This is a genomic window from bacterium 336/3, from assembly GCA_001281695.1.
Classification (GTDB): Bacteria; Bacteroidota; Bacteroidia; order Cytophagales; family Thermonemataceae; genus Raineya.
The window spans coordinates 266,789-281,297 of the sequence record LJIE01000001.1; the positions used below are offsets into that span (position 1 = coordinate 266,789).

Here is a 14,509-nt window from a genome sequence, read left to right on the forward strand (position 1 = left end):
TAAGTTTAAAGAATAATTTCATAGTGATTCAGGATATAACATTTACAAAAATAAACAATCTTCAACACTAAGACGACATTATATAGTAAAAAGTTGCCTTGTATGTGAAAAAAATTGTCAAAATCCTTGCCAAAAACTCAAAAAAAGAAAATAGAGTTTTATTTTTGTCAAAATATTTTCCATGATGAAGATGAAAAAATTAGAAACATTCGAAATACAACGCCTTTCAGTAGAAGAATTTCAAAATACTCATAAAAATAGTTTTGTGATTGTTTTAGATGATGTACGAAGCTTACACAATGTAGGTTCTGCTTTTAGAACAGCCGATGCATTTGCAGCAGAAAAAATTTATTTATGTGGTATTACAGGAACACCCCCTAACAGAGAAATACAAAAAACAGCTTTAGGTGCAACGGAATCAGTAGCTTGGGAGTATATAGAAAAAATAAATGAACTAATAGAAAATCTAAAAAATAAAGGTTACATCATTGTAAGTATTGAACAAACTCACAATAGTACATTGTTACAAAATTTTACTATTGATACAGAAAAAAAATATGCCTTTGTATTTGGAAACGAGGTTTTTGGAGTAAATGCTGATATTGTCGCAAATTCAGATATTTGTTTAGAAATACCTCAATTTGGGACAAAACATTCGCTTAATGTTTCTGTAACTATTGGGATTGTTTGTTGGCATTCAATAAATGAACAACTCAAAAAAGCTAATTAATTGAAACCTTGAAAATTTTTCCCTTGTTTCCAACTGCCCAACCAACTTTTCCGTTTTGAGCAAAGCGAATGGTATTAAAACCCTCTGAAGAAACACTCTGCCAAGTTTTTCCTCCATCTTTGGATATGTCTGAACCATTTGTTCCTGCACAAATATAGATATCACCTCTTACATAAGAGACACAAGAACGATATCCATTGGGCATTTTTTTAGATAGCTTCCAAGTTTTCCCACTATTTCTTGTATAAATGGATGTTTTGTTCGGCTCGTTGGGAGTAGTGTAGTCACCACCTACAGCTATTCCACTTTTTTTATCTTTAAAAGCCATTGAAAAAATACCTTGAGAATTTTTACCACTTAAAATAGGTGTTTGAAAAAAACTCCAAGAATTCCCTCCATCATTAGAAAAGAGTATTCTTGAATCCTTCCCGCCTCCTGTTCCTATCCATATATGGGTCTTGTCTTTGAAACGCATAATTGTGCCACTTGCGGCAAAACCTGCCTCGTTTTCTTGTGGTGTTGGAAGTTTATCTCCTATATTTTTCCATGATTTTCCATTATCAGAGGTTTGTAATAAAACAAACTTACCAGAATCATCTGGGTCGCCAAAAACAAAACCAGTCTTTTCATCCCAAAATCCCATGTCATCTAAAAATGCTTTAGGTGAATCATTTTGATAAACAGAAGTCCAAGAGTTGCCTCCATCTTCAGTTTTAAGAATATAAGCAGGCGAACCAGCATTAATAATAAAAGCTTTTTTGTCATCAAATGCTACAATATCTCTAAAATCTTTGTCTTCAAAACCTGTTACAACTATTTTTTGCCAAGTTTTCCCACCATCTAAAGTTTTAACTACATTTCCTTTTGTACCACTTGCCCAAACAATAGACTCATTGACAACCCATAAACCCCTAAAATGGGCATCTGTGGGGCTTTCTTGAGCCACTAAATCTACTTTGACAGTTTGTCCATACACACTGACATTCAAAAAAAGCAAAACAAAAAACAAACTTATATGCCTCATAACTTCTTGAAAATTAAATTGTCTTCAAAATTTAGTAAAAATTTTAAGACTACAAATTTATTTTTGGCATTTTGTTTGTAAACACTATCACAGTTTCAACTAAAAATCATAATATGAAAAAGATTAATCTTTTAACAATTGCAATTCTTTTTGCTACAGCTATGAGTAGCTTTGCACAAACTTCTAAAGGTACGTTGTTTGTTGGAGGTGGTTTAGGTTTTACAAGTTCTTCTGGAAAATTTACCACAACACTTGGAGGAACAACTATTGAATCTGATGGTGTTAAATCAACAACTTTCTCTATTGTACCAGGTGTAGGTTATTTTGTAGCTGATAAATTGGCTGTTGGTTTAGACCTATCAGTAAACTCTTCTTCTGTTCAAGTACCAGATAATAACGATCCAGATGATTATGAAAAAACATCGGGTACAAGCTTTGGCTTTACTCCTTATGTTCGTAAATATTGGATGGTGGGTGATAATTTTGGTTTTACAGGTACATTTGGTGCAGGTGTAGCATTTGGAAGTTCTAAAATAGAAGAAAAAAATGGAAATACAACTGTAACTAATGATGGACCCAAAACAACAGATTTAGAAATAGGAATCACACCTGGTATCGTGTTTTTCCCTACAAGCAAAGTTGGTTTAGAAGCAAATTTTGGATTTGTAGGTTTTTCATCTACTACTTCAAAAACGGATTTGGGTAATGGTAACGAATCAAAATTCACAAATTCTACATTTGGTTTGAGTGCTAATTCTATCAGACCTTCATTCTCTTTAGGTTTCCGTTATTACTTAACAAAATAATAAACAAGATAAAATCAATAAAAAAGCAAGCATAAAAGCTTGCTTTTTTACCTCTAAATAATTTGATAACAAAATAACTTTGAAGAATAAAGTTTATCTTGGAACTTCAATAGACTGTACTATCTGATTGATAACATCTTCGATACTTACACCCTCAATTTCTTTTTCAGGAGTAAGCATAATTCTATGTCTTAGAATAGGGTAAACAAGATGTTTAATATCTTCTGGACTAATAAAATCTCTACCATCAATGGCAGCATAAGCCTTTGATGCATTTAAAAGAGCTAAAGATGCTCTTGGAGAAGCACCCAAATATAAAGAATGATTGTTTCGTGTACGGTCTATAATTTGAGCTATATAACTCAACAAGTTATTTTCAACATGAATATCTTTGATAACTTTTCTATACTCCATAATTTCATGGCCTGCTAAAATAGGCTCAACACCAGCCAATTGGGAGTTCGATTTTCTTGAATTTGCTTTTTCTAAAATACCAATTTCCTGACCTAAATTTGGATAATTTACTTGTATTTTGAATAAAAATCTGTCAAGTTGTGCTTCAGGCAATCTGTATGTTCCTTCTTGCTCTATAGGGTTTTGAGTAGCTATTGCTAAAAACGGAGGAGGTAAAATATAAGTTGTACCATCAAAAGTGATTTGCCTTTCTTCCATGACTTCAAAAAGAGCAGCTTGTGTTTTGGCGGGAGCTCTATTGATTTCATCAATCAAGACTAAATTGCTAAATATAGGACCTTTTCTGAACTCAAAATCAGAGGTTTTTAGATTAAAAATAGACGTTCCTATTACATCAGAGGGCATTAAATCTGGCGTGAACTGAATTCGGGAGAAATCAATAGCCATAATTTTAGCAAAAAGTTTTGCTGTAAGGGTTTTAGCAACACCTGGTACACCTTCTAAAAGTATATGTCCATCAGCTAAAATAGCTGTTAGCATCAAATCTATTACATCTTCTTGTCCAACTATTACTTTACCAATCTCTGTTTTTATTTGGCTTACTTTTGTTTGCAAACCATTCAGGTCTAATCTGTTATCAAATAAATTTTCTTGATGCTCCATAATTTATAATCTGTATTTAACCTATATTTCTTGGTAATTCTGAGTAAGGTATTAAGTTTTCTAAGAAGAAAATAATGCTTCCTTTTACGAATAAAGTGATAACTATAATAATTGTACCCACTAAAATACCAACAGCAATATTGTTATTACTAATTTCTTCTAATTCTTCGATTTCTGTATTTAAAAAATTAAATAGATACATGGCTAAAAAAATGACCAGAAATGACACAACAAAGCCTACAATTCCGAAAATAGTGCCATATTTGACAACACTAAAAAATACATCAGCTCCATTCTTTTCAAGCATTCTTACTGTTGCTATCATTTTGAAAGCAGGTTCTAAAACACCCGAAATAATATAACCCACTGAAAAAATAACAGATGCAAGTAAAATTGCAAAAGAAGTATTTTGATGTGTAATATTATATTTTCTACGAATAGCTCTGATAAAAAGCCTTGTTGTACTAAATGTAACTAGTAGTCCTAAAATTAGAGAAACTAGTAAATACACAATTGCAAGAAATATTTCCATAAAAGTATAGTTTTAATAAGCTTAAAAATTATCGATTGCCATCTTTTTTGGGTTCTGGCTTTTCTTCAAAAAGAGGGTTTACAACAATTAGTTTTTTCTCAGAATATTTTAATATAGGTACATATTGGTTATCTCGTTGTTTATCTCCGAATATATAGCCTCTGTAAGTTCGTTTAAAATCTTCATTATCCACAACTTTTTTATAAAAATTATCTTTGCTTTCATAAAGAGTTTTAATGAAGGTTCTTGTAACATCATAACCTTTGTGTGTAGCAAGAGGCGGAGCAACCATGTTGCTGTACATTTCTACATGACGAACTTTAAGGTTGTATTGGATTTTTAATTTATCTTTTTCTCCTCCTAATCTTGTATAATCAGGGTCTATAAAATGTACTTTTTGAGCCTCTAAATCTTGAGGTTTGATTTCAGCAAATTTTTTCCAAGCAAGTGTTGTAATGATAGGCACATTGGGCATTTTTTCTTTCATCTGCTCCATAATTTTTTCGGCAGCGGCTTGGCTTGGACTTGCTACAAAAATATAAGCAACATCTTTATTTTCAGGTTTTGCCAAAATTTCTTCAATAAGAGGAATAGTTGTAACTGAAAGTTTCTGTTGAGCAAGCACTTGTCCACCCAAACGTTCTACTTCTGCTTTATGGGCATTCATGAGTTTTAGGTCATCAGCAAGGTCGCTATGGAAAATAATAACTTTTTTACCAAATGTTTTAATGGCAAAGGTAGCAGATTGCTTACCTTGTGTTTCCACAGTAGGTTGTAAAAAATAAGCATTTTTACTATCTAAAAATTTAGGAGTACTTAAAAATGGATTGATAATCGGGATGTCTTTCTTTTCTGCTATTTCGAGAGCTTTTGCAAAATCTTCATCATAAAAAGGTCCCACAAACATATCTATTCTTGCAAATTCATTTTTCTTATACATGAGTTCCAATGTATCAGGATTTTGATATACATCATACACCAATAGATTTACAAATACTCTGGAAGTATCTAATTGTCTTTTGGCTATACGCATTCCATGATAAAACTCAATGCCTAAGTTGGTAGCTGTTGTTCTTTTTTTAGAGTCTTTGTAGTCTTTGAAATTAATGGGTAAGAAAACACCTACATTCAAAGTATCTTTAAATGCTCTTTTTGAACCTTTAGAAACTTTTTGTAAACGAGTTTTTTCAGGACGGCTGAGTCCATGTTTTTCTATTAAACTATCAATCAAATCTAAATCTGCTGGTTCAATGGATTCTGCTGCAAGCTTATCTACCAACACCTGAGCTACTTGTTTGTCTTTTGGATAAACAATTTGAAGGTTTTTTAAGGCACTGATTTCTCTTTTGCCTAAGTAAAAAGATTTCATTTCATTGGCATCTTTGGCAATAGAAGCATCTTTGATTTTATCTATATAAGTAAGAGCTATATTATCTTCTTTGCGTTCAAAAGCTATATTTGCCTGCAAATACAAAGCTTCTTGCATTTTATCCCAATTAGGAAACTTCTCTGAAAGGTTCTCCAAAGACTTTTCAGCATCTTTGTATTTTTTTAGATTAAAATTACAAAGAGCAGTATAAAAATAGGCATATTCTCTATAAATATTTCCTTTTGTAGGTTTTTGTAGAGGCTCAAAAGCTGTAATAGCTTCTTGATATTGTTTAGCATTTAAAGCTGTTTTACCTTTTTGATATTGAGCTGTCAATTTTTTATTTTGAGCTACAACAGATAATTGTAAGACAAGTATAGTTATTACAAAAAAAAGTTTTTTCATGATTTATAAGTCGGTACATTTTTGTGCAAATGTAAGGATAAAACAGCAAAGAGAAAAGAAAAACAAAGACTATAATCTTTTTTATTTGAGAGAATTAAAGATTGTTTTTCCAATTTTTAAATGGATTTTGTGATAAATAAGAATTGTAATATCTTTCATCTGTGGTTACTTCATTGTCTACCCAAGGAGGCAGTTCAAAATGTTCATTTTCTGATGTAAGTTCTATTTCAGCAATTATAAGTCCTTCATTATCTTCTAAAAATACATCTATTTCCCATAAATGGTTGTGATAAAATATTTTATACCTTTTTTTACTGATGATATTTGAGCAGAACTTTTCTAATAATTGTTTGGCATCTTCTTGTGGGATAGAGTATTCAAATTCCATTCTTGAAAACCCTTGTGAGGAGCCTTTTATAGTTAAAAAGGCATGGCTTTCTGTTAGTCGTACTCGCATTGTTTTGGAAGGTTCTGTTGAAATGTAACCTTGTTTGTAAAACTCTCCTTTTTCTATAGAAAGAATGTTCCAAATATCTTTTTTTACTAAAAATTTCCTTTCAATTTCTAATCCCATAAAATTAGTAATAAAAAAGCCCTGCAAAAGCAAGGCTTTCAACACAAGTATTCTTAAAATTAAAGAATCATTTCTTTACAAGCTTTGTAAAGATCTTTATAATCTTCACGTGTACGAAGAACTGTTTCAAGGTACTCTGTCCAAACAACTTTATCTTGTATAGGGTCTTTTACAACTGCACCAACTAAACCAGAAGCTACGTCCAAAGCACTCATCGTACCATCACCAAAGTGTGCAGCCAAAGCTAAACCACTGTTTACCACAGAAATAGCTTCTGCTGTACTCATCGTACTTGTAGGAGTTTTAATTTTGGTTTTACCATCTAAGGTTACACCTGCTCTCAACTCTCTAAAAATCGTAACAATTCTCTTTATTTCTTTAAGAGGAGGCATTTCTGCAGGCAATTCTAAGTTTTTAGCAATGCTATTGACACGACGTTCTACAATATCTACTTCTTCCTCAATACTTTCTGGTGATGGAAGAATAACCGTATTGAAACGGCGTTTCAATGCTCCAGAAAGTTCATTTACACCTTTATCTCTATTGTTGGCTGTTGCAATAACATTAAATCCTTTTACAGCCTGAACTTCTGTATTCAATTCAGGAATAGGCATTGTTTTTTCTGAAAGAATGGTGATCAATGTATCTTGAACATCTGCTGTGATACGAGTAAGCTCCTCAATACGAGCAATTTTGCCTTCTTTCATAGCCACCATCATAGGCGTAACTACCAAAGCATTTTCGCTGGGACCCTCAGCAAGCAAACGAGCATAATTCCAACCATAACGAACAGCTTCTTCACCTGTACCTGCTGTACCCTGAATAAGCAAAGTGGAATCTCCAGAAATAGCAGCAGATAAATGCTCTGATACCCAAGATTTTGCTGTACCAGGTAAACCATACAACAACAAAGCTCTATCAGTAGTGAGTGTAGCAACAGCTATTTCCATCAATCTGCGAGAACCAATATATTTGGGGCTTACTTCAAAACCATTTTTTAATTTACCACCCATTAGGTAAATAACTACAGATGCAGGAGACATATGCCAGAGAGGTGGAACATTTCCTGAATCTTGTTTTTTTAATTCTTCTAATTCTTGGGCAAATTGTATTTCAGCATGCTGACGAAGAACGCCAGTACTATTTGTGTTGCTGGTGGAACTACTATTATTAGTGGTTTTTTTTGCCATTTCTGTAAGTTTTTAATTCTAAAAATGTAGATGTTCAAATATAAAAAAATTACTCTCTCAAGAAAAAGAAAATGAATTAGTTTTTTAGTTTTTAGAAATAAAGATTTTATAATGGGATGTTTTTGGCTTTTATTGCATTTTAGATAAATGCTTTTCTAAAATTTTGATAAGATTTTCTAACCCAATTTGGTCTTGCTCATCAAAATCGTTGAGTTTATCACTATCTACATCTAAAACTCCTACAACTTTTTCATTTTGAAAAATGGGAACAACTACCTCAGATTTTGAAAGAGAGCTGCAAGCAATATGCCCAGGGAAAGCATCTACATCAGGTACAAGGATGGTTTTTTGTTCTTTCCAAGAAGCCCCACAAACACCTTTGCCAAAAGCAATACGTGTACATGCCAATGTTCCCTGAAAAGGAGCAAGTACTAATTGTTCATTTTTTACCCAATAAAAGCCAACCCAAAAGAATCCAAAAGCTTCTTTGAGAATAGCTACAAAGTTTGCTAAATTGGCTGTAAGATCAGTTTCTGTTTGTAAAATGCCATCTATTTGTGGTACAAGGGCATTATAAATATCTTTTTTTGTTGAATTCTGAGGGATGAAAACGTTTTCTGCCATATAGTAGGGTGATTTTATTCTAAATACTTTTCTAAAACATAAAAATTACTAATGTTGTTCTCTTTGTTGCCAAAGAATATAAGTCCTTCATTTTTTTTTAAGATACTTATACTTTCTGAGTATCCCATTGTATCTTTTTTATTGCTTAAATTATTGTAAATCAATTTCACTATAGAGGAGCCTTGTATAATCATGCAATCTGAACATTTAATATCCAAAGTATCAATAGATTTTATTAGAGATTTCGTTTTTCTTTTGATGTCATAGGTAAGTCCAATGTTCCTTTTAGAAATATATTGAATATGATGTTCTAAGTATCCATTTTTGAGTAGCTGTTTTCTTAAAATTTCACCATTGAGTCTCATAGGTGTGTTATTAGAATCTAACTCATACATACCTATATCGACTAAATCTACGTAATTAGGGCTGATATTTTCGGTATAATCACTAAAAATCAAGCTGTTTACAAACCAACTACTTATAGATTGCGAAATGGTATCATTTATTTTTTTCTCCTTAGTATGTAAAAATAAAGCCCTGTAAGACTTATCCTTTATATGAACAAACTTCTTGATACCTTCTGTATTTTTCCAAACAATAAAACTTTTAGTATGTCTTTTTTCTTTACAGGAAAAAAACAAAAAACTTGCACATAAAACTATAATACAATATTTCATTCAAAATCTCTGTTTAAATTTCGCCAATGTCTGCTGAGGGCTTTGTCTAATTTATCTTTATACAAATTGAAAGTTTTTTCATCAAGAATAGGATTAGAATTTAAAATATTTTTTAATTCATCAAAATCTTTTAGGTGTGTTAAAATGTCAATTACAATATTTGTTGTTTCTGTTAAAGATAAAGGTAGCTCCCAGTAATGATAATCAGTCATCCAATTGAGCCAATCACGTACAATTTCTAACTTTTCTTTGGTGATTTCAGAATGAAAGACATAATTTCTATCAAATTCATCTTCAATTACTAATGTAATGGCTTTGGTAATGTCATAACGTGTATAACGATAGGCTTCTTCTGCAATTTCCCAAGAGCAATCAGTTGCTTCTATAATTTCTTGGATACATTGTTCTTTAAATATTTTTTGAATAATATCTGTATTTCCTTGATATTCATTTAATAATGAAACTGCCTGAGAGATGGGAATGGGAATACGTTTTCTTAGAAACTTAAGCTCTTCTAAATATTGGGTTTTCATAAGCTAAATATAAAACAAAAAAGAGGCTTAAGCCTCTTTTTTTATTCCCATTTCAATTCGCTTTCTTGAGCCTCATCATTGCTTTCAAAAGCTTCCTGCTCTACAACTTGATTGAAGTCATAATCAGGCATCAATTCTTTAATTTTCACGATAGCCTCTTCTAAAGACTCGATGAACTTCCCGAAATCTTCTTTATACAAGAAAATCTTATGTTTTTCGTAGTAAAATCCATTATCACGGAAACGTTTTTTGCTTTCAGTGATAGTAAGGTAGAAGTCGCTACCTCTTGTAGATTTTACATCAAAGAAATAAGTTCTTTTACCTGCCCTTACTCTTTTAGAGTAAACATCCGCAGCTCGGTCGTTGGTTTCTTTGTACTCTTCCACAATCCTTAAATTTTAGTTGAACCTTTCGTTTATTGAGTGCGTAAAATTAGAAATTTTTATCGCTACACAAAAAAATATTTAAAAAATTTCCCTTATGAATATATTTTTTTGAATGATTATTTTTTATGTACTTCACTTTGAGCATCTTCAATTCGTAAACCCATAGAAAGAATCCCTTTAAGTGGATTGATACGCATAAATTGCTTGAACTCATAAGTATACTTTCCTTTTTGCTTAAACTTAAAATTTTGAAAAACAGGTAATTGATGCTCCCTGATACCTCCAGTTCCTATTCCATAGGGCTCACCTGTATTGGGATGAAAAAGAACAACATCTTGCAATAAAGAATCAACTTTTTTACCATCAGGATAACGTAAATAATAAGTAACATATACGTTATAGTAAGGATATGAAAGCTCATTACGAATATTATAGTACAAATTATAGGCTTTGGAAGTGTCTTTGATTTCAAAGTTTAGTTTTACAGGTTTTTCCATAGCCCATTTTCCTTCTTTAATACTCTCATTATCTTCAAATACAACGCCCTCTTCTTTGCAAGCACTAAGAAACGTCATATTGATAATCAAAAAGCTAAAAAATAGAATTTTTTTATAGGAATTCATTATTTATTATTTCTTGGAGGATGTTGTTTGTTATTTTTATTAGGATGATTTTTTGAAGTTTTAGGCTTTTCAGTTTTTAGATTTTTTTTCTCTCTATTTTTTAATTTTTTATCCAATGCCTGAATAGCTCCTTTTTCTGTAGCAATCTCTTTTGCTTTTTTAGCTTCTGCTGAAACTTGTCCTGTTTCTATTTGTGCTAAAGTTTCAGGAATAATGCCTTTTTCATTTAACTCCATGATTTCCTTTACTCTTTCAATAGTAAGAGGGTGCCAATTGCTATCATTCTCATAACCAAACCACATAATTTTCTTAAAAATGTCAGTTTTCTTGAGACTTACGTTTCCTTGTTTGGTTTTTAAAGGTTTTTCAATATTTGGAAAATCTTTAACAGCTTCAATATATGTATCTAATTCATAATTCAAGCAACATTTGAGTCTTCCACATTGTCCAGAGAGTTTAGCAGGGTTTAGAGAAAGATTTTGATAACGAGCAGCCGTTGTGGTAACACTCTTAAAATCAGTTAGCCAAGTAGAACAGCAAAGCTCTCTCCCACAAACGCCTATACCTCCAAGCCTACCAGCTTCTTCTCTAAGAGAAATTTGACGCATTTCAACACGAATTTTAAACTCAGAAGCAAGAATTTTGATTAACTCTCTAAAATCTATTCGATTTTCTGCAGAATAATAAAAAGTAGCTTTGGTATTATCTGCTTGAAACTCAACATCTGAAAGTTTCATAGGCAAACTTTGTTCTCCAATAATTTGCCTTGCTCTAAACATAGTAGGCAAATTACGAGCTTGAGTTTCCTTAAATTTTTCAATATCTTTTTCAGAGGCTATACGCAAAATATTGAGGATATTTTCGTTCTCTTCTATTACATTTTTTTTTAACATTTGGAGGCGGACAAGCTCACCTTGCAAAGAAACATGCCCCAAATGATAACCGTTTTGTGCTTCTACAACTACTGCATCACCAGTATATAAATCAAAATGTTGGGTATTTCGGAAAAAACCTTTATTGCCATTTTTAAAACGAACCTCTACAATACGAAACTTTTGGTCAACAGGCAAATCCATATTAGAAAGCCAGTCAAAAGAGTTCATTTTATTACAGCCACCTGTTTTACAACCTCCCCCACAACCAGATGATTTATCAGTAGAGCAACCTCCTGAAGAACAAGAAGAACAACCCATAAATTTTCAGTAAAAATAAAATAATCAACAAAAATAAATCTAACCAACTACAAAGTTAGCTTGCTTAACGACAAAAAACAAACGTATTCTAAAATTGTTTGGAAAAATCAATGATGCCTTCAGGAGTAATACAATAATTCATAGACACATCATAATTATCTATATCTGTGATATTTTCTTCCAAAGGGGGCTCCAATGATATACCAACTTTAATGACTTGAGGGCATTGAGCCAAAAACCGATCATAAAACCCTTGTCCATAACCTACTCTAAACCCTTGTTTGTCAAAAGCTAAAAGAGGAACTAAAACCATTTGAATATTTTCGATAGAAAATATTTGGGCATCAACAGGTTCACTAATTCCCCATTGGTTGGTAAGTAGTTTGGTCTCTTTGTTTAGATGAAAATGAGCTAATTCCTTCTTTTTGAAGTTTGTAGTTGCGATAATCCAAGAAATTTTAGGTTTTTGTTCCCAAGCTTTATGAATAAAACTCCAAGTATCAGGTTCTTTTTGAGATAAAATGGGTAAAAAAGTGTGAATAAATTCAATGTTTTTTATTTTATCCCAAGAAATAAAAAGATTAGAAAGAGTATTATTTTTATCTTTAAAAGAAGACTCAGATAAAGAAAGCCTTTTTTCTTTATATATTTTACGAATATCTGCTTTTAACATAAATATTATAAACCTCCTATTACTTTACCTATCCATTCGTAAATGCTTTCAGCAATTTGTGGATTAAAATCAGATTCTTTATCAGTATCTTGGGAGTTACGCAAACACATTTTATGATCTGCTCTATTTATTTTGATAAAAGTTCCTTTTTTAGGATTATGTTGGTTGATAATATTTGTAATAAGCTGATGTTCAGAAGCAAAAGTTGACCTATCAGATTCTCCCCAAATGGAAAGAACATAACCATTATATTCTTTCCATTGTTGAGCTACATTAATCTCACTTAATTGATACCAATATTGTGGACTTCTGAAACTGAATCTTTTTAAAAAGTCTTGACAATCTGAATTATATTTAAAAACACTATCTAAATGTTGTTTTTGCATAAAAAATCTAACGCTACAATCTGTTACATTTTTTGTCCATTCTTCTACATCTTCATAATCTTCTCCTTTTTGTATAGCCATTGCCTTGCGAGAGTCTATCAAATAATTTGTCCAATTCTGACCAATAGTACCATAAACCACAACTCCTTTTGCATTTTCTTTTTGTGCAATCATAGGGGCTATTACGCCTCCTAAACTATGCCCAATTACAAAAATGTTATCTTTATCTACAAAAGGATATGTTTTTAAGGCTTTGAGAGCTTCTGTGAAATGAGCTAATTCTGTTTGGAAATCAAGTTTTTCACAAGGAGTACCTTGACTATCTCCAACACCAGATTTTTCAACCCTCATGGTTACAATATTGTTTTTACTTAAATGACGCAACATTTGAACATGCCCATAAGTAGTATCCATAGGAGTATCAACAGGATAACAACCTACCCCTTGAATAAAAATTACAGCAGGATATTTACCTTCTTTTTGGGGAACCGTAATAATACTACGTAAAACAGCATTATTTACAGGGATTTCGCCATAAATGGTTCTGTTAGCAAAGGTAATTTCTTTGGGTGCTTCATCTAAACGAGCATCAAGAATTATTTCCTGATCATTTCTACGAACTTTTAGTTTTACTTTTTCTTTTGGACTAAATTTTTTAAGTCCTTGAATAAGCTCTTGAATAGAATGAGGCTGAAAATCATTGATACTCAATAATTCATCTCCGATTTTCATTCCAGACCTTTCTGCAGCAGTTTTGGGATAAATCTTATTGATAACTAAAACTTGATTTTTTTCTACTGGATCAATGCCTAAAAAAGCCCTTCTTGTCAGCTTTTGTGCAACTGACACGCCAATCCAACCCCAAATAATGATAAGTAAAATGTAAAATCGCATATTTATTGTAGTAATTTCTATAAAAACGACTATGGTTATAAATTATTATAAATTGTAAAAAAAGTTATCAAAAAATTCTACAACATCAAATTATTATTTTGCAAATTTAGAGAGATAAATTGTGATTTTAAATTGTTTTGTAAATAAATACTTAAATTCAAAGAAGATATGAAAGCCTTTATTTTAATTTTAACAATTTTACTTGGCATAAGTCAAAATGTTTGTGGGCAAATTCTTGCTGAAGGAACATTCCACGCAGGGAGTGTAAAAGATAAAGAAGGAAATACATGGGGAGGACAAATAAAATATGATACCAAACAACAAACAGTGATGGTAGACAATGGAGGAACACTAAAAACCTTTAATGCAAGAAACATTGAGAGTTTTTCGTTTTATGATAGTAAAGTGAAAGCAAATAGAAGATTTTTAACCCTTATGTATGCAAAAAACATTAATATCAGTTATGAATCTGCTACTTTTTTTGAGGTGCTTACAGAGGGAAACAAAGTAACACTATTAGGAACAGAGTATTTAGAAACTCGCATGAATCCGCAAGCAGGATGGGGTTGGTATGGTACAGGAGGACGGACTTTTTCTTATAGAATCATTACAGAGTTTTACATTATGAATAAAAGCGGAAAAATTGTAAAACTGAGAACAGGAAGTAAAAAACAATTTTTGTCCCAAATGAAAGAAGAGACTTCTCAATTAGAAACATTTATGAAAAAGAATAAATTGGGAGTACAACAACGTCTTGACATGATAAAAATATTTGATTACTATAACACACTCTAAAGGAAATTTACTAAATTT

General features: G+C 31.6%; 17 protein-coding genes. 3 read left to right on the forward strand and 14 right to left on the reverse strand.

What is annotated here, in order from left to right; all coding sequences use genetic code 11:
• The first annotated feature begins 190 nt into the window (after window positions 1-190).
• The gene (locus tag AD998_01130; protein KOY88002.1) at window positions 191-730 is read left to right on the forward strand and encodes an RNA methyltransferase; all 540 of its coding nucleotides are present in this window, start codon (window positions 191-193) and stop codon (window positions 728-730) included.
• Here AD998_01130 and AD998_01135 read toward each other — a convergent pair.
• Window positions 723-1,754, reverse strand: a complete 1,032-nt coding sequence (locus AD998_01135; GenBank protein KOY84938.1) for a hypothetical protein — start codon at window positions 1,752-1,754, stop codon at window positions 723-725. The genes AD998_01130 and AD998_01135 overlap by 8 nt on opposite strands.
• Window positions 1,755-1,867: 113 nt before the next feature.
• Here AD998_01135 and AD998_01140 point away from each other — a divergent pair, with 113 nt between their 5' ends.
• Window positions 1,868-2,560, forward strand: a complete 693-nt coding sequence (locus tag AD998_01140; GenBank protein ID KOY84939.1) for a hypothetical protein — start codon at window positions 1,868-1,870, stop codon at window positions 2,558-2,560.
• Window positions 2,561-2,653: 93 nt separating this feature from the next.
• Here AD998_01140 and AD998_01145 read toward each other — a convergent pair whose 3' ends face one another.
• The 13 genes from AD998_01145 to AD998_01205 form a co-directional block, all read right to left on the reverse strand.
• Complete coding sequence (locus AD998_01145) at window positions 2,654-3,637, reverse strand: magnesium chelatase (GenBank protein KOY84940.1); 984 nt, start codon at window positions 3,635-3,637, stop codon at window positions 2,654-2,656.
• A gap of 16 nt (window positions 3,638-3,653) precedes the next feature.
• Window positions 3,654-4,169, reverse strand: coding sequence for a hypothetical protein (locus AD998_01150; GenBank protein ID KOY84941.1), 516 nt, complete (start codon window positions 4,167-4,169; stop codon window positions 3,654-3,656).
• A gap of 28 nt (window positions 4,170-4,197) precedes the next feature.
• Window positions 4,198-5,943 carry a hypothetical protein gene (locus tag AD998_01155; protein ID KOY84942.1) on the reverse strand — a complete coding sequence of 582 codons (1,746 nt, stop codon included), beginning with the start codon at window positions 5,941-5,943 and terminating at the stop codon, window positions 4,198-4,200.
• 94 nt (window positions 5,944-6,037) lie between these two features.
• On the reverse strand, window positions 6,038-6,517 hold the full coding sequence (locus AD998_01160) for an adenylate cyclase (protein KOY88003.1): 480 nt from the start codon (window positions 6,515-6,517) through the stop codon (window positions 6,038-6,040).
• Between the two features lie 59 nt (window positions 6,518-6,576).
• Window positions 6,577-7,707, reverse strand: coding sequence for an ATPase (locus AD998_01165; GenBank protein ID KOY84943.1), 1,131 nt, complete (start codon window positions 7,705-7,707; stop codon window positions 6,577-6,579).
• A 129-nt stretch (window positions 7,708-7,836) separates the two neighbouring features.
• Window positions 7,837-8,331, reverse strand: coding sequence for a hypothetical protein (locus tag AD998_01170; protein ID KOY84944.1), 495 nt, complete (start codon window positions 8,329-8,331; stop codon window positions 7,837-7,839).
• Between the two features lie 14 nt (window positions 8,332-8,345).
• On the reverse strand, window positions 8,346-9,008 hold the full coding sequence (locus tag AD998_01175; GenBank protein KOY84945.1) for a hypothetical protein: 663 nt from the start codon (window positions 9,006-9,008) through the stop codon (window positions 8,346-8,348).
• A complete protein-coding gene (locus AD998_01180) occupies window positions 9,005-9,541 on the reverse strand; it encodes a hypothetical protein (GenBank protein ID KOY84946.1) in 537 nt (178 codons plus the stop codon). The genes AD998_01175 and AD998_01180 overlap by 4 nt, the downstream gene beginning before the upstream one ends.
• 41 nt (window positions 9,542-9,582) lie before the next feature.
• On the reverse strand, window positions 9,583-9,927 hold the full coding sequence (locus AD998_01185; GenBank protein ID KOY84947.1) for a DNA-binding protein: 345 nt from the start codon (window positions 9,925-9,927) through the stop codon (window positions 9,583-9,585).
• Window positions 9,928-10,043: 116 nt separating this feature from the next.
• A complete protein-coding gene (locus AD998_01190) occupies window positions 10,044-10,502 on the reverse strand; it encodes a hypothetical protein (GenBank protein KOY88004.1) in 459 nt (152 codons plus the stop codon).
• A 47-nt stretch (window positions 10,503-10,549) separates the two neighbouring features.
• Window positions 10,550-11,743, reverse strand: coding sequence for a Signal peptidase-like protein (locus tag AD998_01195; protein ID KOY84948.1), 1,194 nt, complete (start codon window positions 11,741-11,743; stop codon window positions 10,550-10,552).
• 88 nt (window positions 11,744-11,831) lie between these two features.
• Window positions 11,832-12,416, reverse strand: a complete 585-nt coding sequence (locus AD998_01200; protein ID KOY84949.1) for a hypothetical protein — start codon at window positions 12,414-12,416, stop codon at window positions 11,832-11,834.
• Window positions 12,417-12,421: 5 nt separating this feature from the next.
• The gene (locus AD998_01205; protein ID KOY84950.1) at window positions 12,422-13,696 is read right to left on the reverse strand and encodes a hypothetical protein; all 1,275 of its coding nucleotides are present in this window, start codon (window positions 13,694-13,696) and stop codon (window positions 12,422-12,424) included.
• Window positions 13,697-13,864: 168 nt separating this feature from the next.
• Between AD998_01205 and AD998_01210 the strand changes: the two genes are divergently transcribed.
• Window positions 13,865-14,491 (forward strand): hypothetical protein, encoded by a 627-nt coding sequence (locus tag AD998_01210; GenBank protein ID KOY84951.1) that lies wholly within the window; start codon window positions 13,865-13,867, stop codon window positions 14,489-14,491.
• Window positions 14,492-14,509: the final 18 nt, after the last annotated feature.